23 protein-coding genes are annotated in these 21,384 nt (G+C 63.5%); 1 reads left to right on the top strand and 22 read right to left on the bottom strand.

Annotated elements, in window-relative coordinates; translation table 11 throughout:
* Positions 1 to 301: 301 nt before the first annotated feature.
* The 13 genes from IE00_RS02920 to IE00_RS02865 all read right to left on the bottom strand — a co-directional run bounded on the left by IE00_RS02920 (position 302) and on the right by IE00_RS02865 (position 15,197).
* Complete coding sequence (locus tag IE00_RS02920; RefSeq protein WP_072295523.1) at positions 302 to 1,108, bottom strand: DNA adenine methylase; 807 nt, start codon at positions 1,106 to 1,108, stop codon at positions 302 to 304.
* Between the two features lie 228 nt (positions 1,109 to 1,336).
* On the bottom strand, positions 1,337 to 1,765 hold the full coding sequence (locus IE00_RS02915) for a hypothetical protein (RefSeq protein WP_072295522.1): 429 nt from the start codon (positions 1,763 to 1,765) through the stop codon (positions 1,337 to 1,339).
* Positions 1,766 to 1,830: 65 nt separating this feature from the next.
* A complete protein-coding gene (locus tag IE00_RS02910) occupies positions 1,831 to 2,454 on the bottom strand; it encodes an N-acetylmuramoyl-L-alanine amidase (RefSeq protein WP_072295521.1) in 624 nt (207 codons plus the stop codon).
* 67 nt (positions 2,455 to 2,521) lie between these two features.
* Positions 2,522 to 2,959 carry a hypothetical protein gene (locus IE00_RS02905; RefSeq protein WP_072295520.1) on the bottom strand — a complete coding sequence of 146 codons (438 nt, stop codon included), beginning with the start codon at positions 2,957 to 2,959 and terminating at the stop codon, positions 2,522 to 2,524.
* Positions 2,943 to 3,104, bottom strand: coding sequence for a hypothetical protein (locus IE00_RS20025; RefSeq protein ID WP_170864070.1), 162 nt, complete (start codon positions 3,102 to 3,104; stop codon positions 2,943 to 2,945). Before IE00_RS20025 ends, IE00_RS02905 begins: the two co-directional genes overlap by 17 nt.
* 5 nt (positions 3,105 to 3,109) lie before the next feature.
* Positions 3,110 to 3,337, bottom strand: a complete 228-nt coding sequence (locus tag IE00_RS02900) for a hypothetical protein (protein ID WP_072295519.1) — start codon at positions 3,335 to 3,337, stop codon at positions 3,110 to 3,112.
* 145 nt (positions 3,338 to 3,482) lie between these two features.
* A complete protein-coding gene (locus IE00_RS02895; protein WP_072295518.1) occupies positions 3,483 to 7,310 on the bottom strand; it encodes a hypothetical protein in 3,828 nt (1,275 codons plus the stop codon).
* Between the two features lie 13 nt (positions 7,311 to 7,323).
* Positions 7,324 to 8,016: a hypothetical protein gene (locus IE00_RS02890; RefSeq protein WP_072295517.1), complete on the bottom strand. Its 693-nt coding sequence runs from the start codon at positions 8,014 to 8,016 to the stop codon at positions 7,324 to 7,326.
* A gap of 4 nt (positions 8,017 to 8,020) precedes the next feature.
* A complete protein-coding gene (locus tag IE00_RS02885; protein WP_072295516.1) occupies positions 8,021 to 8,455 on the bottom strand; it encodes a hypothetical protein in 435 nt (144 codons plus the stop codon).
* Positions 8,456 to 8,608: 153 nt separating this feature from the next.
* On the bottom strand, positions 8,609 to 10,579 hold the full coding sequence (locus tag IE00_RS02880) for a hypothetical protein (protein WP_139291287.1): 1,971 nt from the start codon (positions 10,577 to 10,579) through the stop codon (positions 8,609 to 8,611).
* Positions 10,579 to 12,657: a hypothetical protein gene (locus IE00_RS02875; protein WP_139291286.1), complete on the bottom strand. Its 2,079-nt coding sequence runs from the start codon at positions 12,655 to 12,657 to the stop codon at positions 10,579 to 10,581. Before IE00_RS02875 ends, IE00_RS02880 begins: the two co-directional genes overlap by 1 nt.
* 60 nt (positions 12,658 to 12,717) lie before the next feature.
* Complete coding sequence (locus IE00_RS02870) at positions 12,718 to 14,775, bottom strand: hypothetical protein (RefSeq protein WP_072295513.1); 2,058 nt, start codon at positions 14,773 to 14,775, stop codon at positions 12,718 to 12,720.
* Positions 14,775 to 15,197: a hypothetical protein gene (locus tag IE00_RS02865; protein ID WP_072295512.1), complete on the bottom strand. Its 423-nt coding sequence runs from the start codon at positions 15,195 to 15,197 to the stop codon at positions 14,775 to 14,777. Before IE00_RS02865 ends, IE00_RS02870 begins: the two co-directional genes overlap by 1 nt.
* Between IE00_RS02865 and IE00_RS02860 the strand changes: the two genes are divergently transcribed.
* Positions 15,196 to 15,549 carry a hypothetical protein gene (locus tag IE00_RS02860; RefSeq protein ID WP_072295511.1) on the top strand — a complete coding sequence of 118 codons (354 nt, stop codon included), beginning with the start codon at positions 15,196 to 15,198 and terminating at the stop codon, positions 15,547 to 15,549. The two genes, IE00_RS02865 and IE00_RS02860, sit on opposite strands and share 2 nt — an antisense overlap.
* On the opposite strand, the gene IE00_RS02855 is transcribed toward IE00_RS02860, so the two are convergent.
* The 9 genes from IE00_RS02855 to IE00_RS02815 form a co-directional block, all read right to left on the bottom strand.
* Positions 15,546 to 16,130: a hypothetical protein gene (locus IE00_RS02855; protein WP_072295510.1), complete on the bottom strand. Its 585-nt coding sequence runs from the start codon at positions 16,128 to 16,130 to the stop codon at positions 15,546 to 15,548. The genes IE00_RS02860 and IE00_RS02855 overlap by 4 nt on opposite strands.
* Entirely contained in the window at positions 16,130 to 16,789 is a 660-nt protein-coding gene (locus IE00_RS02850; RefSeq protein WP_072295509.1) for a hypothetical protein, read from the bottom strand. The genes IE00_RS02855 and IE00_RS02850 overlap by 1 nt, the downstream gene beginning before the upstream one ends.
* Entirely contained in the window at positions 16,789 to 19,047 is a 2,259-nt protein-coding gene (locus IE00_RS02845) for a hypothetical protein (protein ID WP_072295508.1), read from the bottom strand. Before IE00_RS02845 ends, IE00_RS02850 begins: the two co-directional genes overlap by 1 nt.
* A gap of 28 nt (positions 19,048 to 19,075) precedes the next feature.
* Positions 19,076 to 19,318, bottom strand: coding sequence for a hypothetical protein (locus IE00_RS02840; RefSeq protein WP_072295507.1), 243 nt, complete (start codon positions 19,316 to 19,318; stop codon positions 19,076 to 19,078).
* 80 nt (positions 19,319 to 19,398) lie between these two features.
* Complete coding sequence (locus IE00_RS02835) at positions 19,399 to 19,782, bottom strand: hypothetical protein (RefSeq protein ID WP_072295506.1); 384 nt, start codon at positions 19,780 to 19,782, stop codon at positions 19,399 to 19,401.
* Between the two features lie 4 nt (positions 19,783 to 19,786).
* On the bottom strand, positions 19,787 to 20,212 hold the full coding sequence (locus tag IE00_RS02830; RefSeq protein ID WP_072295505.1) for a phage tail tube protein: 426 nt from the start codon (positions 20,210 to 20,212) through the stop codon (positions 19,787 to 19,789).
* Between the two features lie 23 nt (positions 20,213 to 20,235).
* Positions 20,236 to 20,658: a hypothetical protein gene (locus IE00_RS02825; protein ID WP_072295504.1), complete on the bottom strand. Its 423-nt coding sequence runs from the start codon at positions 20,656 to 20,658 to the stop codon at positions 20,236 to 20,238.
* A 2-nt stretch (positions 20,659 to 20,660) separates the two neighbouring features.
* Complete coding sequence (locus tag IE00_RS02820; RefSeq protein ID WP_072295503.1) at positions 20,661 to 20,987, bottom strand: hypothetical protein; 327 nt, start codon at positions 20,985 to 20,987, stop codon at positions 20,661 to 20,663.
* On the bottom strand, positions 20,987 to 21,337 hold the full coding sequence (locus IE00_RS02815) for a DUF2190 family protein (RefSeq protein ID WP_072295502.1): 351 nt from the start codon (positions 21,335 to 21,337) through the stop codon (positions 20,987 to 20,989). The genes IE00_RS02820 and IE00_RS02815 overlap by 1 nt, the downstream gene beginning before the upstream one ends.
* Between the last annotated feature and the right edge of the window lie 47 nt (positions 21,338 to 21,384).

Raw genomic sequence — 21,384 nt, 5'->3', positions numbered from 1 at the left:
ATCAGCCTAAATGCAGCCGCTTGGAAGCACGCGAAAGGAATCAGCGCGCCCTTTCGCGTACCGCTTCAAGGGCATCCTCGAACGTCTCAACATGGCCCATGCCTGTCTGCCCTACTTGGACAGACCAGACCCATCGACCGCCGCCAGTGCTTATGCGGACGTCGTATACCCTTCCAACCACCACCCCGTTCCTAAGCACCTCCCAATCGTTGGGGTCGGTCCGGCCAGCAATGATGGTTGGGCGTCGGGTCCACATAAGGCCAAACTAGAGAGAGATCGCGAATGTGCCAACCTGCGGTGGTCAGATCAGCCGCGCCTCCTCGACCCTGTTCGAGATGATCAGCTCCTTGGCCTGCGTCCCCGCGCCAGCGCTGATCGTGTAGGTCAGGGACACCTCCTCGAAACGGAAGGCGGCGAAGGTCTCGCGGATCTCAGGCGTGTCGTTGATCGACATGATAAAGCCGCCTTTCATGTGCGCCAGCTGGTCGGCCATCTTCGCGAACTGGCTGCGATCGAACATGCCCTTGCCGTAATCGGCCTCGCCGCCGAAATAGGGCGGGTCGAGATAGAACAGCGCTCGGTCGCTGTCATAGCGATCGATCAGGTCGGCCCAATCCAGGCTTTCCAGAACCACGCCATCCAGACGCTCGCGCGCCTCCTCGAGGATGATCTCCAGACGCGCCAGGGAAAAGCGCGGGCCGTTCGTGGCGGCCACGCCGAAGACGCCCCCGACCTGGCCGCCGAAGGCCAGGCGCTGCAGGTAGAGGAACCGGGCCGCCCGCTCCAGGTCGGTCAGGGTGGCAGGGTCCGTGGCGCGCAGGCGCTCGAACTCGCGCCGGCTGGCCAGCTGGAAGCGCATGACTTCCATCAGCTGCGGATAGTGGCGCTGCAGGATCCGGAAGAGGTTGATGATCTCGCCATTCAGGTCATTGGCCACCTCGAGGGTTGGGCGGAAGCGGCGGCGCAGGAACACGCCCCCCATTCCCACGAAGGGTTCGATATAGGTGCGGTGGGGGATCGCCTCGATCCGCTGGATGATGCGCCCGTGCAGGCGCTTCTTGCCCCCCAGCCAAGGTGCTACGGGCGAGGCGGGTTTCACTTGTCTCACAGGATGATTCTCGCTTAGGCGGCACCTGCCCCGCGCGGGGTGCAGGCGACCATAAGCTTTGGTTGGTCGGTGCGGTTGGCCGTCGAAAACTAGCCGCACGGATCGGACCGCGAGGTCCGGTCCCCTGCCGCGACGCGGAGGGGCAAAGGCGTCGGGGCGGTCGCCATGCGGCCGCCCCGATCAGGATCTGCGATCAGGGTTTGAAATTGGGCTTGGGGTTGGCCACTGTCATTTGCTGCGCGGGGGAGGCGCGCTGGTCGTAATGGAGGCGGGTGAGCGGGATCCGCTCTGCAGCAGCCGTTCACCGAAAGCCTTGCCCGCTTCGAAAGCGCTCTTGCCGTCCTCGATGGTCCGGACCAGATCGCGCTCTTTCGAAGGGCTGGTGGTATAGGGGCGGGCCAGACCCGACCGTTGATGCGCAACGATCAGGGCGCAGAGCGGCGCGACGGCCAGCATGAAGGCGTGAACCTCTGCTGCCGTGACGCCAAAGACGGGGCCGAAGATCGCGGCAATCGATGCGGCAATCGGCTCGGCCGTGCCATCGCTGACCGCGCCGACAATGATGTCGATAAGGGTCAGTACGGCCGGCACGATGCCGAGCCAGAAACTGCGCGTCTTGGTGATCAGGATGGGGGCGATCGTCTTGATGCTGTTCATTCTCGTTATCCTTTGCGAGTGCAGCCAGAGTGGCGGTGGTCAGTTCGGCTTGGGTGTCGACGAGATCAGAGGATCTGAAGCTCGCGGGACGTGAGGTCGCGCAGGCGGTCGCCCACAGCGATCGGATCGGCGGGGCCTGGCATGCCCGGCAGCCAGGTGATGTCCCATTTCTGGCGCTGCGCGATGCCAAGGGCGGGTTGGATCTCGGCGTGGGATAGGGTCGACCAGCGCGAGACGGGGATGTCGTAATCCCGGCAGAGCCGCGCGGTGACGCGGGCCAGCTGGCAGACCTGCCAAGGCGTGATCGGCGCACGGCCGGGATCGAAGGGGCGCTCCTGCGCGCCGGCCATGGCACAGAGCGACACCCCGATGGCACCGCTATTGGCGTTCAGCGTGTGGGACCGGCCGGCGGTCGGATCGACCGGCCAGCGCGCGGCACCCTCGCCGGGGATCAGGCAGTGATAGGACCGCAGGTCGGTGGCGTTCGGCTGGTGATTGCCAGCCGTCCAGTGCCAATGGACCCGGGTGATGCCGGTGGGATGCGCGAAGGGCCTGCCCTTGGCCGCCTGCGCGGCACAGGCAGCGGCATAGGCCGCCCCAGTGCGCGGGCCGTCGATGCCATCGATGGGACCGGGCCAGAAGCCCAAGGCGGCGCAGCGCGCCTGGCGCGCGCGGATCTGGTAACTCATGAGGATCTCCGGACATGAAAAAGCCCCGCACGATGACGGGGCTTTGGGTGGCTAGGGTGGGGTGAAGTCAGCGCCGCCAGCGAACCAGCAGCGAGACGATGGCCCGGCACATGGGCGCGGCCCGCGGATAGAAAGGCGCGGTCAGGATGCTGTATCGACAGCGGGCGTGTTCGGGGATCAGCAGCCAGAACAGAACCAGCAGGTGGCGACCGCCCCAGATGAACAGAAGGCCCAGGACGATGTTGGGGATCGGTCGCCCGACCATGCCATGCCAGGCCGACCAGCTGCCGTTATAGACGGCATCCAGCGCCAGCGGCATCACATCCCAATAGAGCGCGCGCAGGGCCGAGGCGGTGAAGATCAACACCACGCCGGCAGAGAGGTGGTAGACCGGCGAGCCGTCGGCCCGCATCGCCACGGGCAGGAAGCCGCGGGCGACCAGCGCCATGGTCACGGCCAGCATCAGCGCGACGGCCCATGCCGCGATTTCAAGGATGGTTGTCACCACGCTTCCTTTCCTTCAGTTCATCCAGGAGCCGGGCGAGCCGATCCACCTTGCTGGCAACCTCGCGGTTGCGATCCTCCATTTCCGCCAGCTCGCGCTGACGGACTTGGCGGCATTCCTCACGCTTGGGTTTGAACCAGGACATGACCATCACTCCCGTCGTGTCTGGCGGATATTTTCCGCCAGATCGTCCAAGGTGCGCGCGACTTCCTTGGTCAGATCGGAATGCGCCCTGTTGGCGTCCTTCATGTCCTCCATGCGGGCGTCGTTCAGGCGCCGGATCTCGCGCCAGAGTGCGACGGCGACGATGCCCATGCCCACGATGACCACGGCAGAAAGGCCGCCGCCCATCTCCTGGATGATGCTCTCGGGGTTCATCGATCCCTCCGTCTGTGAACGCCCATGGCGTCGATGATGGCCAGGACCAGCATAGCCAAGGCCACAGCCACCCCACGGTTGCGCCAAGCGCGAGGGTCAAGCTGAGCGCCCGGGGCGGCGAACATCCATGTGATGAATTTCCACATTACAGTGCCCTAAAATTCATGCCGATGCCCCACCCGGAAGCGTCAGCGCCATGCGAGGCATAGACCCCGACATTCGTGCCCTTTGGCGCGTTGTCAGGCAGAAGGAAGGTTGACGGGGCGGAATGCGGATCATTCTCAAGGGACCGCAAGGCCAGCATCTTGTCAGCTTTCGGGTAAGCCGACATTTCCTCGCCCGCGCCCACGGTCTTGATGAAATCGACCCGGTTATCAACCAGTCGGATCTTGAACCAGGTATGACCCCAATTCTCGAACTCGCATACTTTCGTGAGGACTCCGTCCTTTATCATCAGCATTTCATTGAAGGACTCGTAGAGCCCGCGCCGGAAGCCGATGAAGTTGTTCGGGTCTTCCATGCGCAAAGCGATCATTGGCCCGTTCCCGCCTCGCAGGCTGGCATGGACTTCTTGGTCTGATGTTCCCAAGGAACCCATGTCCAGGACAGAAGGTCCGCCTGCGACACCGTTAGTGAGCACCGAAAGCTTGTTCGAGACGATCTGGAACACGCTACCGACGCCCGCCGTCACCACATAGTTCGGGTTGGCGGTCATTGGCTCGTTGGCTCGCGTGAAGTTCTCCAGAATTGCGGGGGACACGCGATCCGAGGAGATCAGCTTGACCTGATGCGCTTGGTCGTGCGTCTGGCCCCAGGCATCCATGACGCGCACCACGACCTCGAAAACGTTGTCGGCATCGGCGTCCGTGGCCGGTGACAAGCTGCGAGTGCCGCCTCCGACCCATTGAAGCTGCTGCATGGAAACCCGGAACTGGGCCGCGTCCGCGCCGCCGACGATGCTCATGGACGATGCAACCCGGTTCGGACGCAAGCTGTGCGTCAGGGGTTGGCCATCGACAGCTTCGAGTGTCGTGCGCGACAAAAACCGAATAGGCTCCTCGACCGGACCGAAGGGCAGCGGCTTGGCATTCGCGCGTTCGGGCTTGTCCGGCCACTCCGGGGACTCCGAAGGTCCGTCAAGCTCATGCTGCAACAGAAACTCCTCGGGGAAGCCGACCAGGGTCCAATCGGCATGGAAGGAGAAGCGAACATGGGTGAAGCGGTCAGCGCCCATGAACCACGTTCGCGTCTTCCACACGCCGTTGTCATTCCAGCAACCCCAACGGCGAACGACCTGCTCGGGCTGGAGTTTCCCGAAGGTGCGATGGCTCTTGATCGTGAGGTTGTTGGGAAACGATTCAGAAGACTGCCAGTCGGGATAGCGGCGATCGCCAACGCTGTCGCGGATGATGCCGTGGAACCGCCCCCGGCTGCGCCCGGTCCCTGCCGTGAGGGTCAGGTCAATCGCGACAGGGGTGGTCGTCGCCGCGCCATTGGTGCCATCGCCCAGAACGAAATAGGGCGTGTCACCGGGATTGACCGCAGGATAGCCAGCGGGGAGTTTGCGACCATAGGGTTCGAGCGGATAAGGCAGCGGAAGGTTGACGCTGTCCTCGTTCTTCCAGACGCGCGGAACCCCTTTGTTGGGATCGGTCGGGTGCGCAAAGGCATCGCCCATCACGTTCCACCAAGGCTGCGCCGTAATGTTGGCGATGGTCGAAAAGGCGGTTTCATCGGTGTTCGAGAACCTGGTGCAGTTCTCGGTGATGATGTCGATGAAATGCCCTTCGTAATTGATGCCAGCGCCCGAGTTCCTGAAAGCAGTGTCGCAGTTGCGAACAAGGCTGTTCGACACGTTCCAGTCCCAAGTGACGTTGCCGAAGGCGAAGCCGAAAGAACCGGACATGATTGGGTCCGGTGCCTGAATGAGACAGTCCTTCATGTCGTAACTGTTCGAGTATTCTGGAACGTCGAAAGAGAAGGGCACGTTCAGGGTCAGGAACCGCTCTACCAGCAACGGGGTCTTGTCGTAATGCCGCCCGTCACCCTGGCGGTGAATGACCGCAAAGCCGCGCCGACAGGCATGGGCCTCGCAATCCAGCATCGGCGGGATCTGCACGTTGATGTTGCCGATAACTTCATCTCGGTTCAGTTCCAGGTTGAAGTTGACCCCGTGGTGCATGCCATCGACCATCCGCAAGTCGATGTCGCGCTGGCTGCGCTTCTGCGAGTTGTCCTTCTGGGCGTGCCAGATGTAGGCGTATCTGGACGAACCGGCGATGTTGCCGTGCATCAGGATGGCGCGGGACTGGTTCTCATAGGCGGCACCCTGTGAACCGTTCTGGTTCGAGTAGTATTCCTGCCGCGAACCCCACCCGTCGCCATCCCCGTCGCTACGGGCACCTGTGACCACGTTGTCGAGCCACTGTCCGGTCTCGTTGCCGAGTTCGGATACCATGCCAGCGCCACGGACGTTCGAGACCACGCAATCCTCGATCGTCATCCTGGTGCCGTGCTGCGTCAGAGCCCAACCCGGCTGAGGGACCTCGCCAATGGGAGCCCAACAGCTTAGCCCAATGCAATGGATCAACGGAGACGTGGCATAGGGACCGCCGCACCAGTGGAAGTGGACCGCGTAACGACCACGGACATTGAGGGGATTGGCCAGAGGGGTGCCGCCCGCCACGTCCGTGATCGGCTGGATAGTGACTTCACCACCAGCCCGCGCGCACTTGTAGGGCAGGCCCCCGACAAACAGCGTCGGGTCCGTCGAGGTTCGAGCCATGTTCTTGGCTTCGAAGTAGCGCACGTCAACATCCGGGCAGCGATGGAACATCATGTGCGCCCGCTTTTGCAGATCCGTGAGGTCAGCGTTGGGATCGAGTGTGCCGTCCTCCTCCGCTGACGCGGTACGGAAGCGGATCGAGCGGCAGACGTTGGCAACAACTGGTCGGATGGTCAGAACCTGGCCATCCTTCAGAACGCCAGAGGTTCCCGCGTGGGTGTAGGTCAGTGGGGCGTCGAGCGTCACCACGTCGCCGTTGATCGCGACAATCGTGCGCTCCTCATCCTGGCCGAACTGGAACTCGTTCAGGGACTGTTGGCCGTTCCCGCTCGCATAATACTGATCGGGTCCGGTCCATTGGGGGTCTGTGCTGACGAGCGGAACATACTCCGTTCCCAGAATGTGCAGGGTGTCGCCAATGCGCCAGCCCGATGCGGCAAGGCCGGTGAGCGGAAGTTCGGTTGCCCCGGCTGCCACCTGGAGGTCAGCCAGTCGTAAATGGCCCCTTTTTTCTGTCCCACGGATACGGGTCGGCCCCATGAACATGGCACCGAGGCGGGTCGTCGCGCCAGGAGCTTCGGATGCGTGGAAAATGATCTCATGCTTCGGAGCGCCGGCCGTGCTGCTTTCCTTGGTGTCCGTGAGGTTCACCACACCCATCGTCATCCAGTAGTCCAGGCGCAGGCGCGTCTCGGCCCAAGTTGCCAATTCAAAGCGCCCGCCCATGGGCACCAGCAGGTCTTTCAGGATGTCATCGCTGAAATGGTCGTAGAAGACGGTATTGCTCCCGATCGAAACGACGGCACCGGGACCGGGGACCGTACCGGCGTCCCATAGCGTAGGGTCGGACCAGAACCCGTCGCGGATGGCTGTGTGCGTGAAGCCCATGATGTGCGGGTGCGTTGCCGGGTCGATCAGTTCGTTTTGACCGTCCTCGTAGAAGCGCATCGGAATGACATTCGGACGCCCGCCGAAGGTCTGCCGCATAACCGGGACGGCATCGGGATCGACCGGCGCTGGCAGCGTGCGGAGATCGGTCCATTGGCTTTCGCCCGCGGCCCGAACCTGAACATCGGTGTCACTGGGCAACAGCGTGACCACGCCGTCCCCGTCAGGACCGATGATCGTATTGATCGGCCCTGGCGCGCCGTCCTGGTCTGCAATTCGCCATTCGATGGTGATGGGCATGGGTCTTTTTCCTTTAGGCGCTGTACGTGAAACCGTCAGGGGTCGCGGTGAAGGTGATCTGCGGGCTTTCCACGGTGGCGACTAGCAAGGCAAAGGTGTCGCTGACGCTTTGCCCAGTGCTGTTCGCAGCCGTGACGGTATAGCTTGCGTCGCGTTCCGTTGCTGCGCTGATAACCACGTTATCACTGCTCAAGGTGACGCCCTGACCCGTCGGGGTGACGGTGTAGCTGGCCGCGTCTGCGAAATACGAACCAAGCGGCAGGATGACATTGGCATCCCCGACAGAGAGGCTCTGATCTGGCAGCGGGGCGGTCAGCGTCGGGCTGACGGCATTGATGGTCAGCGTGAAGGTCATGGACACAGTGCCGCCCGCATTGGTGCCGGACACGGTGATCTCGGTTGCCGCGCGGGTCTGCACTGGGTCAATGGTGACGGTCGCGCCGCTGCGGGTGACGCCGGAGATGTTGGCCGGGGTCATGCCGTAGCTGATCGCGCCGATGAAACGCTGCGATAGGTCGATCGTGACAAGTGCGCCGCCGACAACGTAGGTCCGGTCAGCGATAGCGGGGCCAAGTGTCGGAGCAGCAACCGGTTCGTTGGAGATGAGCGAAACACCCAGGCCGTCGATCATATCAGCAGGCACTTCGACGCCATTGGCATCGATGACGTGAATGGCCGTGATCCGGCGGGCGATATATTCCTTCATCTGATCACCCCCGGACCAGATAGACGGTGTTCGCCGCTTTGGTCGCCAGCCCGTCGTACTGGGCTTGCGTCACGATGGTCAGGGCATAGGGCTTGACCGCGCCACGGGCTATGGTGTCGAAGGCGATGTCTTCGATAGTTACCGGACCTTCGCCTTTCGTGACGTAGATCTTGTCATCCATTGTGACTTTGGTGGCGTCGCTGAAGGTATAGCTCATTTTGTAGTGGGTATTGCCCTTCATACCCATGTTGTTGGGCCAGACGGTGATTTCAAAATCTCCGGTTTCGGTGGTAACTGCGCCCTGCTCCGGGCGAACGGCAATAATCTCGCCCGCCTCGAAGTCGGAGCCCACCAGCGTGAAGGTCACGCCCGTGATCGGCGCGTCAGCGTTGGCAGGCGTCTTCACCGAACCGGTTATGGTCTGTTGAGAAATCGGCATGTCTGCCTCCTGGTGATGTGGGGGTTACTTACTGGTCAAAAACGCGAAAGGCCCGGACGCGCCGGGCTTGTAGGCGATGGTTGTCATGGGGTCTCCCGATATGAAAAAACCCGCGCGATGGCGGGGCGGGTTGGGCTTGATCAAGGAAACGCCTCAGAGGGTTCCGTAACCGATCAGACGCCAGTTCGTGCCGTTCCACGCGAAGTCGCCCCAGGTGTTCTGGGTTAGCGCCTTCAGGGTGGTGCTGCTGGAGAAGTCGCGAACGTTCAGATTGAACGCCCCGGCTCCGGTCCTGACAATGCGGATCACGTCGCCCGCCACCTGCGCGCCCGTCGCGGCAAGTTCCCGAGATCGATGGGCCGTCAGCGTCGTCGTGTCCACGATGACAGGGGGTTCGGACCAGTCATAGTTGATGAATTCCTGCGCGTCTTTGTCCAGCGTCAGCAGCCCGTGGGGTCGCGTCGGCAGGTAGATCGGTGCGCTGCCGGCTTGCGACACACTGCCGATCCGGGTCAGGCCCAGGCTTCCAAGCGCTTCATCGCGGATCTGAGCCGTCACGCCGACATTGCCGATCGCCTCGACGCTTTCGATCTCGACCACGCCCCCGGTCGCGGGGCTGACATGCTCGACCAGCTTCTGATTGATCGCGACCATCGCCCGCAGGTGGTTGTCGAACTTCAGCTTGCCGGGGTTCGCGATGTTCAGGACCTTCGCGCCCGACACGTTGTCGGCCTCCAGCGTGCCTTCGTATCCACCCTGCCATGCAGCGGCCCAGATGTGGTGCGACGTTGCCGCCGTGTTGCCGTTGGGCTGGGCCTCGCCGTGGATTTTGCCGTTCGAGATCCAAAGGTTCGCGGCATCATTCACGACCAGCGGAACGCCCCGGCAATTCTCCACGAACATCTCGTCAATGGTCACATAGTTCGTCTCGATTGACGTCGTGTTTGCCCCTGCATATTCCACGCTGGATCCAATATCGACACTGGCGACAGCGAACCGGGCGTTGGTCACGTTGCTGGGCGCGGCTTCTGCAAGGGTCACGGTGGTTCCGCTGTTGCGGGTGACGATTTTCAGCCGTGCAAGCATCCCGCCGCTTCCGGCCCCGAGGACATAGATCGACTGGCCCGCGATGTTGACCGGCCAGTCCGCGCCGAGGATGGTTGCCGTCGTGCCAGACAGCGTGATCCGGGCGTGTTCCCAGTTGCCCGTCGCATCGCTGTAGTTCGTAGTCGCTGCCTTGGATGCCATGACCTGCGTTGGGCTGACGAAGGCGTCGATCCTGAACATCTCGGAACGCCCATCGGCGCGGGTCAGCGTCAGGTTCCGCCCCACATCTGCCGCGCTGAAATGCTCAGGGTTGGCTTCGATGATCGGTGACCCGAAGGTAGTACTGAACGTGACCCCGGTGGAAATCTTGTAGGGCATGAACATGCCGCCGTAGTAGTGCGTAAACCGCTTGAAACGGTTGTTGTACATGCTGTCGCCGCGCCATTGCGTGTTGGTCGATCCAGCGAAGTGCAACTCATCGCCATGGACGTTCGCCGTCCCCGAGGTGTCCAGCATGATCGGTGGGTTGGCGACGGCGTCCGGGCCATTCTCGAACCGCGCCCCACGCAGCCGGACAACGCCACCAGCCCGCCCGCCGGGAACGGAAAAGCGCAACCCAATCTGGTCGCGCCCCGCGAAGTCCTGCTTCATCACGCAGCCGGTCAGGTCCAGAGACCAGCGGGTGTTGTTCCCGAGCGGCAGGCTGGCGTCCAGTGGCGATCTGTAGAGGTAGGTCTTGCCTGGCGTCCCGCGCAGGATGGCCCCTTCGCTCTTGGCGTAGTCGATCGCCGCCTGAAGAGCCGGAGCGTCATCCGTCACCCCATCCCCAACAGCCCCGAAATATTCGAGCGTTCGCGTCTCCTTTTTGAGTTCATCGATCGCATCGCGAATTTCCTCAAGCGCCCCCGCATCTCCGAGGAGCTGAGCCAACCGGATGAAGATTTCCCGCAGGTCCTTTTTTTCGATTTTCTTGGCGGCGGAGGACATATCGCCAACAGGAAGTGCCCCATTTCCGCCATTGCCCGTGTACTTCTCACGGTCGCGGAAGATGCGATTGATGTCATCTACAATGGTCATCAAAGGAGGCTCCAGGATAGGTCAACCGCACCGACCGCAAGCCGATTGCGGAAGCGGATTTCGCCGGGGAAGGCTGAGAATGAAATGTGTTCAGCCGGTGTGTTGTCGTTGGTCGGTTCGGTGCCGGGGGCGAGAAGCGTGACGTTGGCCTCAAGGCTGCCGACCGACCGCAGGACGGGCGTGCTGGCCGTGTCGAACCGGAACAGACCCCCGGCATCCAGCAGGACGACGCCGGAACCGACGCCGCCTGGCGTGATCTGGATGACCCCGCCCGTCTTGACGTTGAACTTGATCGCCCCGGATGCCCCAGTTGCCGTCCGCTCGATGCCGCAGTCGATGCCGCGCTTGCGGCCCTGCCGATCGATAAGCTGCGTCCATTGCCAGCTGTAGACCCACTTGGTGAAGATCGAGAGGACCGTGTTCTCCCAAACCACGCGGCCCGTGTCTTCGTTCGTGCAGAGGTGACCGTAAAAATGGGTCTCTTCGTTCACGCGGTTGGCGAAGATGTCCGCGCCCAGGGTGTCGGTCAGCGCCGCTGGCGTGCCTGCGCTTTCCGCCCAGGTGCGCCGGCCGAAATACAGTTCCTTCACCTGCCCAAGCCGGGTGCTGAACGCCTCGCGCGAAACATACCGCAGGTCATCCAGCACGATCCCGCGCGCGGCGGCCGTGGGGCCTGCCACGTCAGGACTGTTGGTCACGCCGCTGTCGATGTACTGGACCGCAGGCGCGAAATCAGGCTCCGACATCATGCCCGCATAGGTCAGCGTGTCGCCGTATCCGGCAGGGTCCTTCATGCGGCTGTTGGAATGATGCTCCGCCCGCAGCGCGCAATCGCGCGAACGGAAATCGGATGCTCCTGACTGCCCCCGGTCATCGGGATAGGTCGCATCCGTCACCCAGTCATAATACGCCGCCCCGGTGCGGTTGCGATCCGGGCCGAGGATGACACGAGCCAGCCTGCCGCGGATCTCGCAGCGATGCATCCAGCAGCCGTCAGCGCCGGACCCCCGGCCATATTCCGGGCCATCGTCATCCCCAAGCGTGGGGAACGGAACCGGATCGCCGTAGATGTCCAGGAGGTTCGGAATGCCGTATGCGTCGGTCACATCCCAATAAGTGCTGGCCGCGCGGAAATAGCCGAGGATCGAGACGTGATCGAGGCCGACATTCGACCGGCAGCCGTTGAAGAACCCGACATCCCAATTCGCACCGAGGTTGGTGCGGGCCGCGTTCGTGTAGTCGCAGAACAGTTCGATCGAGAAGTCTTTGAAGGTCGATCCTGCGCCCCAGTTCTCGATGACAGCTGCCAGTGCGGGGTCGTTCGGATCAGCTGCGCTGGCCCGATATTTGCGCCGCGTGATGACCCGCTTCGTCGCCGTGTCGCCGATTGCCAAGATGCAGCTGGGGGCCTTGAAATACAGACGGTCCTGGATCGGTGACGAGCAGCACATGCCCATGCCGGAACCTTTGACGACCCGGTTCTCCCTCAAGTTCTGGATCGTGTCGCGCACAGCGAAGGTGCCCCACCCGATCTTGATGTTGTAGACGCTGGCGAACGCCTTGCGGATGGCATCGGTGTTGTCCGTTCCCGTGCCGGTGTAGCGATCCCCATCAGCGACCGCGCCGAACTGGGCAAGGCTCACGAAGCCATCGCCATCAGGCAGCGCGCGCAGGAACACCCCGCCCGCCGTCATCAGGTCGGGATCATCCCCAAGGGCGACCACCTCGAAGGAGTATCCCTCCTTGCGGGTCGTGAAGATCGTGCCAAGCGGATAGCTGGTGACGGGGCTTGCCAACAGCGTTGCCATCGTGGCCGCGAACAGCGTTGCCCCTTGGATGTCGGCCTGCACCGAAGCCGCGTCCTCTGCTGCCTGCTCAGCACGGTCAGCTGCATCCAGGGCCGACTGAACCGCCGCCTGCGGAGCCAGTAACAGGGTCCGCAGGTCGCGCTTGTCGATCGGCTTGCGGGCCGTTGAAGTATCCCCAACCGGCAATGCCCCGTCACCGCCCTGGCCGTCCCCGGTGTAGCCCTGATGGTCCCGCAGGTTCAGGTGGACGAGTTCCTCAAAAGTCGGCATCAGCAGGCCCCATGCGTAAAAGGCCCGCAATCGCGGGCTGTCTCGTTGATTTCCGAAAGATCAGACTGTGATGGTCGCCGGACCTGCGGCTGGACCCTCGACGCCGGACACGTTCGCGGCGCGGACCCAGTAATAGCTTGTCCCCGTGGGGGCGGTCAGATCCTGGTATTCCGAGATCTGTCCCGACGCCCCGCCGGTCACGCGACCGTTCAGCGTCGCATCGCCCAGGTTGGTCGTGGCGCTGCGATAGACGCGGATCTCATAGAAGCCCGTCGTCGGGTTTCGCCAGGTTATCGATGCCGCAGACCCGCCCGGCATGAGCTCGGTCGGCGCCCCCGGCGCTGTGGCGTCGATCTGCACGGTGATCGGACCCAGCATGATCCAAGGCGCAATACCTTCGAAGACGCCGATCCAACGCGCCCGCGCCTCATACTGTGCGCCATCCTCGATCGCCGGCGACTGCGCGCGAAGATCTGTGGCCGTCATGTCCGTCCATTCGGCTTCGCCCACCTTGCGGAACTGAGCCGTGAGGCCGAGGTCATCCCGGTCTGCGATCGGCACGGCTGACACTTCAAGGATCGCCTGCTTGGTCCCGGCGCTGATGTTGATGACGCGCTGCGAAAATGCAGCCAGCAGCGGTGGTGCGACATCCCCAGGCATGTCGGGCAGGGGGTCCGTCCCTTCGCCTTCCTCTGCCGGCGTCCATGCCTGCGAAGCGCGGTCAACCCGGCCGAGCTCTATCCGGCACTTCAGGTCAACTGGATCGAACTCGTGATCCAGAACCTCGTATTCGCCCTGAATGACCCGCCCTGATCCATCCTCCGGGCGATAGTCCAAGAGGATCGTGTGGCGTTGGCCGTGATAGCGCGGCCAGCGCGCTTTCAGGCCGACAAGGTTGGTGATGATCTCCACCTTCTGCCGGTTGTCGTCATGCATGCGGCGCTTTGCCAGGCGGCGGGCCTGCGATCGGTTGGGGGACATTTCGGCCCTAAACTCCTGCACGATCTCGCCTTCTTGGACCAGCCGCGACTCGTCGCGCCATGCCTTGGCCTCAAAGACCTCGTATTTCTGCGTCGGCGACAGGTAGAAGACGCGCAGGACGTTGTAGCCCTCGCGTTCGCTGATCGCCTCCGACGTGCGGATTTCGCTGATGTCCTTGGCTGTCAGGGTGCAGGCCGGTTGCCCGAACGGGCCACCGATCAGACCGATTCGCCCATCCTGCATTTCATAGGGCCGGATGCCGCTGGAGGTCTCCATTCGGGCGAGGACCTGGTTCGGCTCCTCGTCCAGCGTCCAGTATCCCCAGAGCCGGAAGTTCGGCGCAACGTTCCCGCTCAGCTGTTCCACGGGCAGGTCAGAGACCGCAGCCATGGCCGAGACGCTGTCCCAATCGATGCTGTCCACCGATAGCTTGAAGCCGTCGGCGTGGGTCAGGTAGTGCGCTTCCACCAGTGCCGCATTGTCGCGATATGCCGTATTGCCAGCGCGGGGGTCATAGATGGCTTGGCCGCGAATGACCCACTGGAACGTAGTGTTGTATCCCTTCGGAAAGACCTTGGAGAACTCGTCTTGCCAAGGTGCCTTGGCCCGCACCAGGAAGGTCGCCTGCCCCTCAAGACGGCGGGACGCATTCCAGACCGTGGGGAAGTTGTCCAGCAGGGCGGAATAATCGCCGCCGTTCCCACTACCGTTGTGCGTGGCGACGAAGACCGAACCTTCCTCCTTGGATCCGACGACATCGACGCCATCCAGCGCGACAGGCTTTCCATCGATACGGAATTCCTCGAAGCTGGTGATACGCCCGTGGTTCACCAGGACCAGCTGGTAAAGGATCGAACCCTTTACATCGAAAAAGGCACGAATGCCGCCTGCCAAGTATTGCCCGACATAGATCCGGCGCGGCGCGTCGGTCTGATTGATCGTCGCCTGAATGTCCTGCTGAGGAACATTCGGTTTGGGAGCGAGCGCGCGAGCAACAGCGTTGACGGCAACGCTTGCCGCAACCTGAGTGGCCGCTGTTGCCAGGCTGAGTATGGTTCCAGTTGACAGGCCAGCGGCAGCGCCAAGGAAGCCCACGGCATAGCCAATGCCATAGCTGATCGCGCTGAATACGGCCATTACTTCACCATTGCTATCTCAGCGGCTCGGTATCCGGCACGCTCAAGGATTTGCTGCGCTACCCCGCCATTGCAGGAAAGCCGGATCAAAGTCGCCCCTTTGGACGCCGCCCAGTTCTCGAAAGTCTTTAGCAGTCGCAGGCCGCTGCGATCTTCTGCGTACCAGCCATGCTCGTGCGCCACGGGATCTGGGTTGATGATCGTCTGGACGATCTCACCCGCGATGAAGCCGCGCTCAGACACCCACACAGCCCCTTCGGGGCTATGGATGAGACCTGCGATGGTCTGGCCAGTCCTGATGCGGCATGGCTTCTGCGGCCCGTTGACAGCCTCCCGGAGCCGCTCCACCATGTCGATGATCCGCGGTATGTCTGCGTCGACTGCAAAACCAACGTTCATTTTTCCCACCAAAGGATTGCCCATGAAAATTTCATTTGCTCTACCCGCCCTTCTGGCGGTGGTCGCCTGCGCACCCGCGCAAGGCATCATGCAGAATTATGGAGACACAAAGCCTGTCGCTTTCACCTCTGACGGGACGAACTACCGGGTGTATGATCAGCCCGCTGAAAACCGGCTCATGATCACGCCGACAATTGGTGGCTCCCTTGCCGCAGGCATGGCAAAGGGCGCGACCCTTGGTTTGGGTTCGGATGGGATAGACCCGAATGCCGGAATGAAAACCGCCGCACAGCAGTTTGCTGCCGCGAAGGGCTGCACAATCACCGCAGGACGGAAGTTGATGCACCCGCAGTATGAGTTCGACTATACCTGCTAGCTTGCAGGGACCCAGGTCACGGATTTATCTTTCAACGCCGCCAGCAGGCCCAAGCCCGTGTCCCCGGGATACCGCGCCTGCTGGTCCGCGTCCGTCCATCGCCCATAAGGCGCGCGCCCCTGCCGGGACAGCCGACCATATGCTTCAAGCTCGATTTCCCGGCTTTCGGCGCTGGACGTGCTGCGCATATCCCGCATGACCCCCGTGAAAATCGCCATCGGCTCCCCGATCAGCCTGCCCGAATGCTTCCCGCCGCGCTCGACGGTGGAAAACAGCTGGTAGAAGATCCGGCAGACGCGGTTGTTGACCTCCGCCGCCTGGTTGTCGCAGCGCGCAACCATCTCCGGCGATGCGTTGGGAATGTTGAAGCGAACCATGCCCGCTGACATGCCGTAGGTGATATTGATGGCACTGATCTGGATGACGTCGCCCGTGCCGTTATATTCCACCCCGCCGGCCGTCAGATCGCCATAGCCCAGCCACCACCGCTGCGGGTTTGTCGCGAAATCCATTTGGCACAGGATCGTGCAGCCGATGTCGCCCCGGCGCAGCTGATCGTCCGGGATGTCGTGGATGCTCATCAGAATGCCTCCACGAAAACCGCCGTCACTTCGCCGAATGGGACCTGCCACACCTCAAGGTCGCCCGCGCTTTCCATCTGCGCGTGCAATTTCAGTTGGTCCACTACCACGAGAGACCCTGCATCTGCGTTCTGTCGGACATTGGGCATCAGGGACAACCGCTGCGCTGTGTCGCTCTCCGCAATATGGGACGCGCCGATCACTTCATGCAATCGATCGCCGAGGGTAATCCTGTGCCCTGGGCGCAGCTGTGACAGTTCAGGCACGTTGACGTCGATGAAGCTGTCCCTGCGCGTTGCCGGAGTGCGAAGCGTGTATCCGGCGAAAGGCTCGGAGATCCAGCCCTCGTGGTTGCCTGTGAACTCCGGGGCCTCGGCGAAGCCGTTCAACCTGCGCCCATTGCTGTCATTCGGCAGCCAATGCGTGGTCATAGGAAGTGTCGTCGTGTTGCCAGCACTCATCGCCATCAGGAATGCCGATAGCGCCAGATATTCGTCTTCGATGGCGCACATCAGATCCATCTCGACACGCCACCGGCCATTGAGGCTTGGGCGGGCGTATGGCTCCCCGTCGATATTGACGAAAGGCGACGACCGAAGACCTTCCAGCCTAGGTCGAATGCGCTTGATGCGGATATTCCCAGGGAAGTTGATCTGCATCAGTTGCCTCCCCTGAGATATTTAGCGTCAGCCGCAGCACGGCTTGTGCCTCTGACCGTTTGATTAGCTGACATCTGAGCTTCTCTGCGGACGACACTCTTAATGATAGGCTGGGCATCTTGATCGAAAGACGCGGTGACGTGGAATGACACGTCATCCCTACGATTTTGCATCATCCTCTTGGAGATATCATGCGGGATGACTTTCGTACCGCGCGGCAGGTTCAGGATCTCGCCGCCGCGTTCGTTCAGCCGCGCAAGGCCTGCGGGGGAGAAGGGCGTGCCGCGTGCGAAGGCCGGGATGGCATTCAGCCCTGCACCCTGCAGCGCGTCGACACCGCCGAAGAGCGCCCCGCCGATGCCGCCGAGGACCCTGTTCAGACCGCTCGACATCAGCCGCGAGGCCATATCGGAAAGCATGGCCGCAAAGGCGTCCCTGACGCTGATCGTGCCGTCGATCACCCGCTGAAAGTAGGGCGTCATCGTGTCGGCGAAGGATTGTCCCAGCCCGGCCCCCGCAACGTTGACCGACACGGCCCCCTCGCCGATGCCAAGGGCCAGGCCCTGGCTCAGATAGCCGCCGATGCGCCGCATCAGCTGCGAGGGCGAGCGTGTCTCGGTCTGGTCGCGCAGCCCCTCTTCGGTGGCGGCGCCAAGGGCTGCCCCGGCCTGGTAGGCGGCCCCATGGCCAGCATTCACCCCGTCGGCGTAACCCGCCGCGACATCGCCCCCGGCCGGCGGCAGGATCAGGCCCGCGTCGCCGGGATCGGTCGAAGGGTCATAGCCGCTGCTGATCGGCCCGTCGCGGCTGCCCAGCAGCCGGTTCCGGCCATCGGTGACGGCGATGACCGCGTTCGAGACCTTGGTGACGATCGGCTCGATCCGGGCCCATGCCGCCTCGAAGGCTGCGACGATGCCGTCCCAGAGGGTGGTGAAGAAGCTCTTCAGGCGTTCCCAGCCCCGCTGGATGCCATCGGTCATGCCCAGCTTGTCGGTGATCGGCTTGATGCCCTCTTCCCAGGCTGCGGTGAACACGCCCCTGATGCCGTCCCACAGGGTCTGGTAATAGGATTTGAGCCCATCCCATGCCGTCTTCAGCCCGTCGATGGCACCCGACCATTCGCCCTTGAAGACCCCCGAGAGGAACTGGCCGAAGCCCGCGAAGATCTGGCGCACGTCGTCCCAGAGCCGCGCGAACCACGGCCCGACCGCGTCCCAGTTGCGATGGATCAGATAGGCGGCCCCGGCGATGCCGGCCACGGCCAGCCCGATCGGGTTGGCCATCAGGAGCGCCGTGACCTTGGCAAGCGCACTTCCGACCGAGACGATGCCGCTGATCATGAAGCCGAGGCCCGCCAGGAAGGGACCGATGGCGGCGGCCGCGACCGTGAGGCCGATGCCCCAGCCAAGCGCTTCCGGGCTGGCCGCAGCCAGCCTGGTGGTGAACTCGGCCAGCCGCGCCACGCCCTGCATCATCCCCTCGAGGAGCGGCGTCAGCTCGGTCATCAGCGTGGCCATGACCGGCGCGAGCCCGATGATCGCCTGCTGCAGCTGCGTCGAGAGAACCCCGGAGACCAGCGCAAAATCCTTGCGGACATCGCGCGCGCCCTGGATCAGGCTCTCGTCGATCTCGAGGCCCAGTTCGCGGGCGCGCTTGGCGGTCTGGCGGATCTCTTCGCCGCTGTTGCGGAAGGCCGGGATCAGGGCCGTCGCATCGCTGGCCAGGGCCTCCATGTAGAAGGTCATCTCGGCCTGGCTGACATTGGCGTCTTCCAGCGCGGTGACATAGAGCGCCAGCGCATCCGAGGATGACAGCCCCTTGAAGCTGTCGATGGTCAGCCCGACCTTGGGGCCGATCTCCTCGAAGAAGTCGGCCAGGGGCCCGGCGCCCGTGGCCACGAAGTCGCCGAACTTGTCGTTCACGTCCTTCAGGATATCGGCCAGCTTGTCCTGCTCGATGCCGTAATCCTGGACGGTCATCGCGGCGAGTTTGAACTCCTCTGCGGACATCCCCGCCAGGTCGGATTGCCGCTGCAGATCGGCCAGGCTGTCGGCGCTGGTGACGAAGGCGGCGGTCGTTGCCGCACCGGCCGCCAGGATCGGGGCCGTGACCCGGGCCGAGATGCCGGCCCCGATCCGCTGCAGATCCTGGCCAAGCCGGCGCATGCCGGTCGCGGCATCGCCGAGGCCCTGACGGAAGCGCGCATCGTCCAGCCCCATGACGACGCGAAGCCGACCGATCAGACGCGATGACGACATGGCATTCTCCGTTGTTCAGGGGGCGGCGTTATTCAGGGGGCGGGATCTTGGCCTTGCCGGCCATCCAGTCGCTCAGTCTGACCCTGGGCAGCGCGGCCTTCGCGCTGGCCAAGTAGAAGCCGATATCGGGTTTTGCATCGGACCCGCCCAGCAGTGTCTTCAGCGGCGGGATCTTCTTCGCGCGTTGCAGGCTGGCGGTCAGCCAGGCGGCGGTCAGGGTCATCTCGTCCTGCCGCTCGATCCGGGCGCGCGCGGCATCCGTTTCGATCATGTAGAGGCCGGGGGTGACCCGCCAGAACCGGTCGGGATCGAGGCCGAGGGTCAGCCAGGCCTCGTAGAGCTCGGGAATGTTCAGCCCCGCTTGCCGGGCTTTGCCTTGCCGCGGGGCGCGGTGGCCTTTCCCGACGCGGTCGCGCCCCCGGCCTTTCCCGGCGTGGCCGCCTGCAGCCCTGCAAAGGCGGCATTCATGACCTCCACGGCGATGCCGACATCGGCTGCCAGCAGGTCATCGGCCAGGTAGGGGTCGGCATCGGGGTGGAACCGTTCCAGCGCAACCTGGGTCACGCGCAGCAGCACGGCGAAGTCCGGTGCCTCTCCTTCCTCGGCCATGGCGATCAGCGGCTCCAGCCCCTTGCCGTATTCCTCCTGCAGCCTGGCCAGCCCCGACATGCCGAGCGTCAGCCGGTAGGTCGCGCCGTCATGTTTGGCGTCGATGATCCCCGTCAACTGTGCCATGCGATCACTCCGCGATGATGAAGCTGGAGAGGCGGAAGGTGGCGCTGGCCGTCATCTTATCATCGATGGGCGCGGTGCGGCCATAGCCCTTCAGGAAGCCGCTGAAGGTCTCCGGCTCGCCCTCTGCGCCGAGCGTGAACTCGATCAGGACCTCTTCGCCCGATGCCTTGATCTCGCTCAGCAGCAGATGGGTCGGCGATCCGGGGATGTAGTTCATCGGCACGGTGACCTCGCCGCTGTCGATCAGCCCGGCGATGAACTGGCGGCGGCGGCCGGGCGACTTCATGTGGGTGACCTGCACCTCGTCGACCTGCTCGTCGGGGGCTTCGATATCGCCCACCAGCGCCAGTTCGGTCATCACGGGCGCACCGCCGCCCGACGGGGTACGCCCGATGCGCACCGTGGAATCATAGCCGATCATGCCGTCCATGCGTCATGCTCCTTGGTTTGGGTTTAGGTCAGGGTCGCTTCGGGCTGCCAGGTCTGCAGCCGGAAACTCATCACAAGAGTGCCGACGAAGGCCTCCGACTGGCTGTGGCTGACGATCGAGGTCTCCTCCAGCTGGGCGCGGGTCTCGCCTGACCGCAGGGCATCGTTGATGATCGCCTCGATCATGGCGCTGTCCTCGTCCAGCACGTCCTCGATCTCGTCGCCGCCGATGCGGCGCAGCGCGATCTGCAACAGCGTGCGGCGGGTGACCGATCGCTGGCTGTCGCGCTGGCTGGGTTCCTGCGGGGTCAGGACGCCGATCACCGGCAGGCTGGCGGCATCGACGCTGTCCGGCCAGACCTTCAGGATCCGCACGCCGGCAAAATGCGGATGGGCGGCCAGCGCCGCCCGCGCGGTGGCCCGGAAGAGGCTGCGGTAATGGGCCATGATCAGAGCTCCACCCGGTGCAGCTCGGCGATGACGAAGGCATCCTCCGCAGGCGATCCGCTGCGATGCACCGCCGTCACCTTGAAGAGCCGCCCATCGGGCACGAGGATCTGGTCATCGCGGGCCAGTTCCGGCACCAGGTGCCGCTCCACCCGCCAGGTCGGCGCATCGATCAGCACCACCTGCCCATCCGCGCCGGTCACCTCGATCGGCTGCTCGCGGAAGATCGAGCCGATGTCGCGCAACGCGCCCCGCTGCGGGGCGTATTGCACGGTGGCGCCGAAGGCACCGGCGAGGATCCCCGAGAGGCCGTTGAAGAGGCGGGTCATCAGGTGGCAGCGGCAGCCGGGATCGCACCGTTCAGACGAACCGCACCCGTGGGCGAAGGGTTTGCGGCGGCCTCGATCGACACGCCGATCAGGATGGCGCCGGCGACGGGCACGTTCGTGACCAGGCGGCTCGTGGCGTTGACATAGATCGGCTGCCCGACGGTCCAGGCCTGCGCCGAGATCTTGGCCAGGGCGTAGCACCCTTGCAGATGCGCCTCGACGGGGGTGCCCTGTTCGGCGTCATGGCCGGCCACGCCCGCCAGCAGGCCGGACACGACCATGCCGCCCGAGGCGACCGCGTGGGGGGCGACGATCGTGACCGATTCGCCCTTCTGCAGATAGTTCTTCATCGGGATCTCTCCTCTGGGGGTTCAACGACAGAAACCACCTCGCGGGC

The sequence above is a fragment of the Paracoccus sp. SM22M-07 genome (assembly GCF_001887735.1).
GTDB lineage: Bacteria > Pseudomonadota > Alphaproteobacteria > Rhodobacterales > Rhodobacteraceae > Paracoccus.
The sequence above is the reverse complement of the archived record's forward strand: the minus strand, read 5'-3'. Positions and strand labels throughout refer to the sequence as shown.

Bases quoted from the DNA above. Each gene is read 5' to 3' on its own strand.
- IE00_RS02915 (WP_072295522.1), bottom strand. From the start codon at position 1,765: ATGAACAGCATCAAGACGATCGCCCCCATCCTGATCACCAAGACGCGC.
- IE00_RS02910 (WP_072295521.1), bottom strand. From the start codon at position 2,454: ATGAGTTACCAGATCCGCGCGCGCCAGGCGCGCTGCGCCGCCTTGGGC.
- IE00_RS20025 (WP_170864070.1), bottom strand. From the start codon at position 3,104: ATGTCCTGGTTCAAACCCAAGCGTGAGGAATGCCGCCAAGTCCGTCAG.
- IE00_RS02900 (WP_072295519.1), bottom strand. From the start codon at position 3,337: ATGAACCCCGAGAGCATCATCCAGGAGATGGGCGGCGGCCTTTCTGCC.
- IE00_RS02895 (WP_072295518.1), bottom strand. From the start codon at position 7,310: ATGCCCATCACCATCGAATGGCGAATTGCAGACCAGGACGGCGCGCCA.
- IE00_RS02890 (WP_072295517.1), bottom strand. From the start codon at position 8,016: ATGAAGGAATATATCGCCCGCCGGATCACGGCCATTCACGTCATCGAT.
- IE00_RS02885 (WP_072295516.1), bottom strand. From the start codon at position 8,455: ATGCCGATTTCTCAACAGACCATAACCGGTTCGGTGAAGACGCCTGCC.
- IE00_RS02880 (WP_139291287.1), bottom strand. From the start codon at position 10,579: ATGACCATTGTAGATGACATCAATCGCATCTTCCGCGACCGTGAGAAG.
- IE00_RS02875 (WP_139291286.1), bottom strand. From the start codon at position 12,657: ATGCCGACTTTTGAGGAACTCGTCCACCTGAACCTGCGGGACCATCAG.
- IE00_RS02870 (WP_072295513.1), bottom strand. From the start codon at position 14,775: ATGGCCGTATTCAGCGCGATCAGCTATGGCATTGGCTATGCCGTGGGC.
- IE00_RS02860 (WP_072295511.1), top strand. From the start codon at position 15,196: ATGAAAATTTCATTTGCTCTACCCGCCCTTCTGGCGGTGGTCGCCTGC.
- IE00_RS02865 (WP_072295512.1), bottom strand. From the start codon at position 15,197: ATGGGCAATCCTTTGGTGGGAAAAATGAACGTTGGTTTTGCAGTCGAC.
- IE00_RS02855 (WP_072295510.1), bottom strand. From the start codon at position 16,130: ATGAGCATCCACGACATCCCGGACGATCAGCTGCGCCGGGGCGACATC.
- IE00_RS02850 (WP_072295509.1), bottom strand. From the start codon at position 16,789: ATGCAGATCAACTTCCCTGGGAATATCCGCATCAAGCGCATTCGACCT.
- IE00_RS02845 (WP_072295508.1), bottom strand. From the start codon at position 19,047: ATGTCGTCATCGCGTCTGATCGGTCGGCTTCGCGTCGTCATGGGGCTG.
- IE00_RS02840 (WP_072295507.1), bottom strand. From the start codon at position 19,318: ATGATCGAAACGGATGCCGCGCGCGCCCGGATCGAGCGGCAGGACGAG.
- IE00_RS02835 (WP_072295506.1), bottom strand. From the start codon at position 19,782: ATGGCACAGTTGACGGGGATCATCGACGCCAAACATGACGGCGCGACC.
- IE00_RS02830 (WP_072295505.1), bottom strand. From the start codon at position 20,212: ATGGACGGCATGATCGGCTATGATTCCACGGTGCGCATCGGGCGTACC.
- IE00_RS02825 (WP_072295504.1), bottom strand. From the start codon at position 20,658: ATGGCCCATTACCGCAGCCTCTTCCGGGCCACCGCGCGGGCGGCGCTG.
- IE00_RS02820 (WP_072295503.1), bottom strand. From the start codon at position 20,987: ATGACCCGCCTCTTCAACGGCCTCTCGGGGATCCTCGCCGGTGCCTTC.
- IE00_RS02815 (WP_072295502.1), bottom strand. From the start codon at position 21,337: ATGAAGAACTATCTGCAGAAGGGCGAATCGGTCACGATCGTCGCCCCC.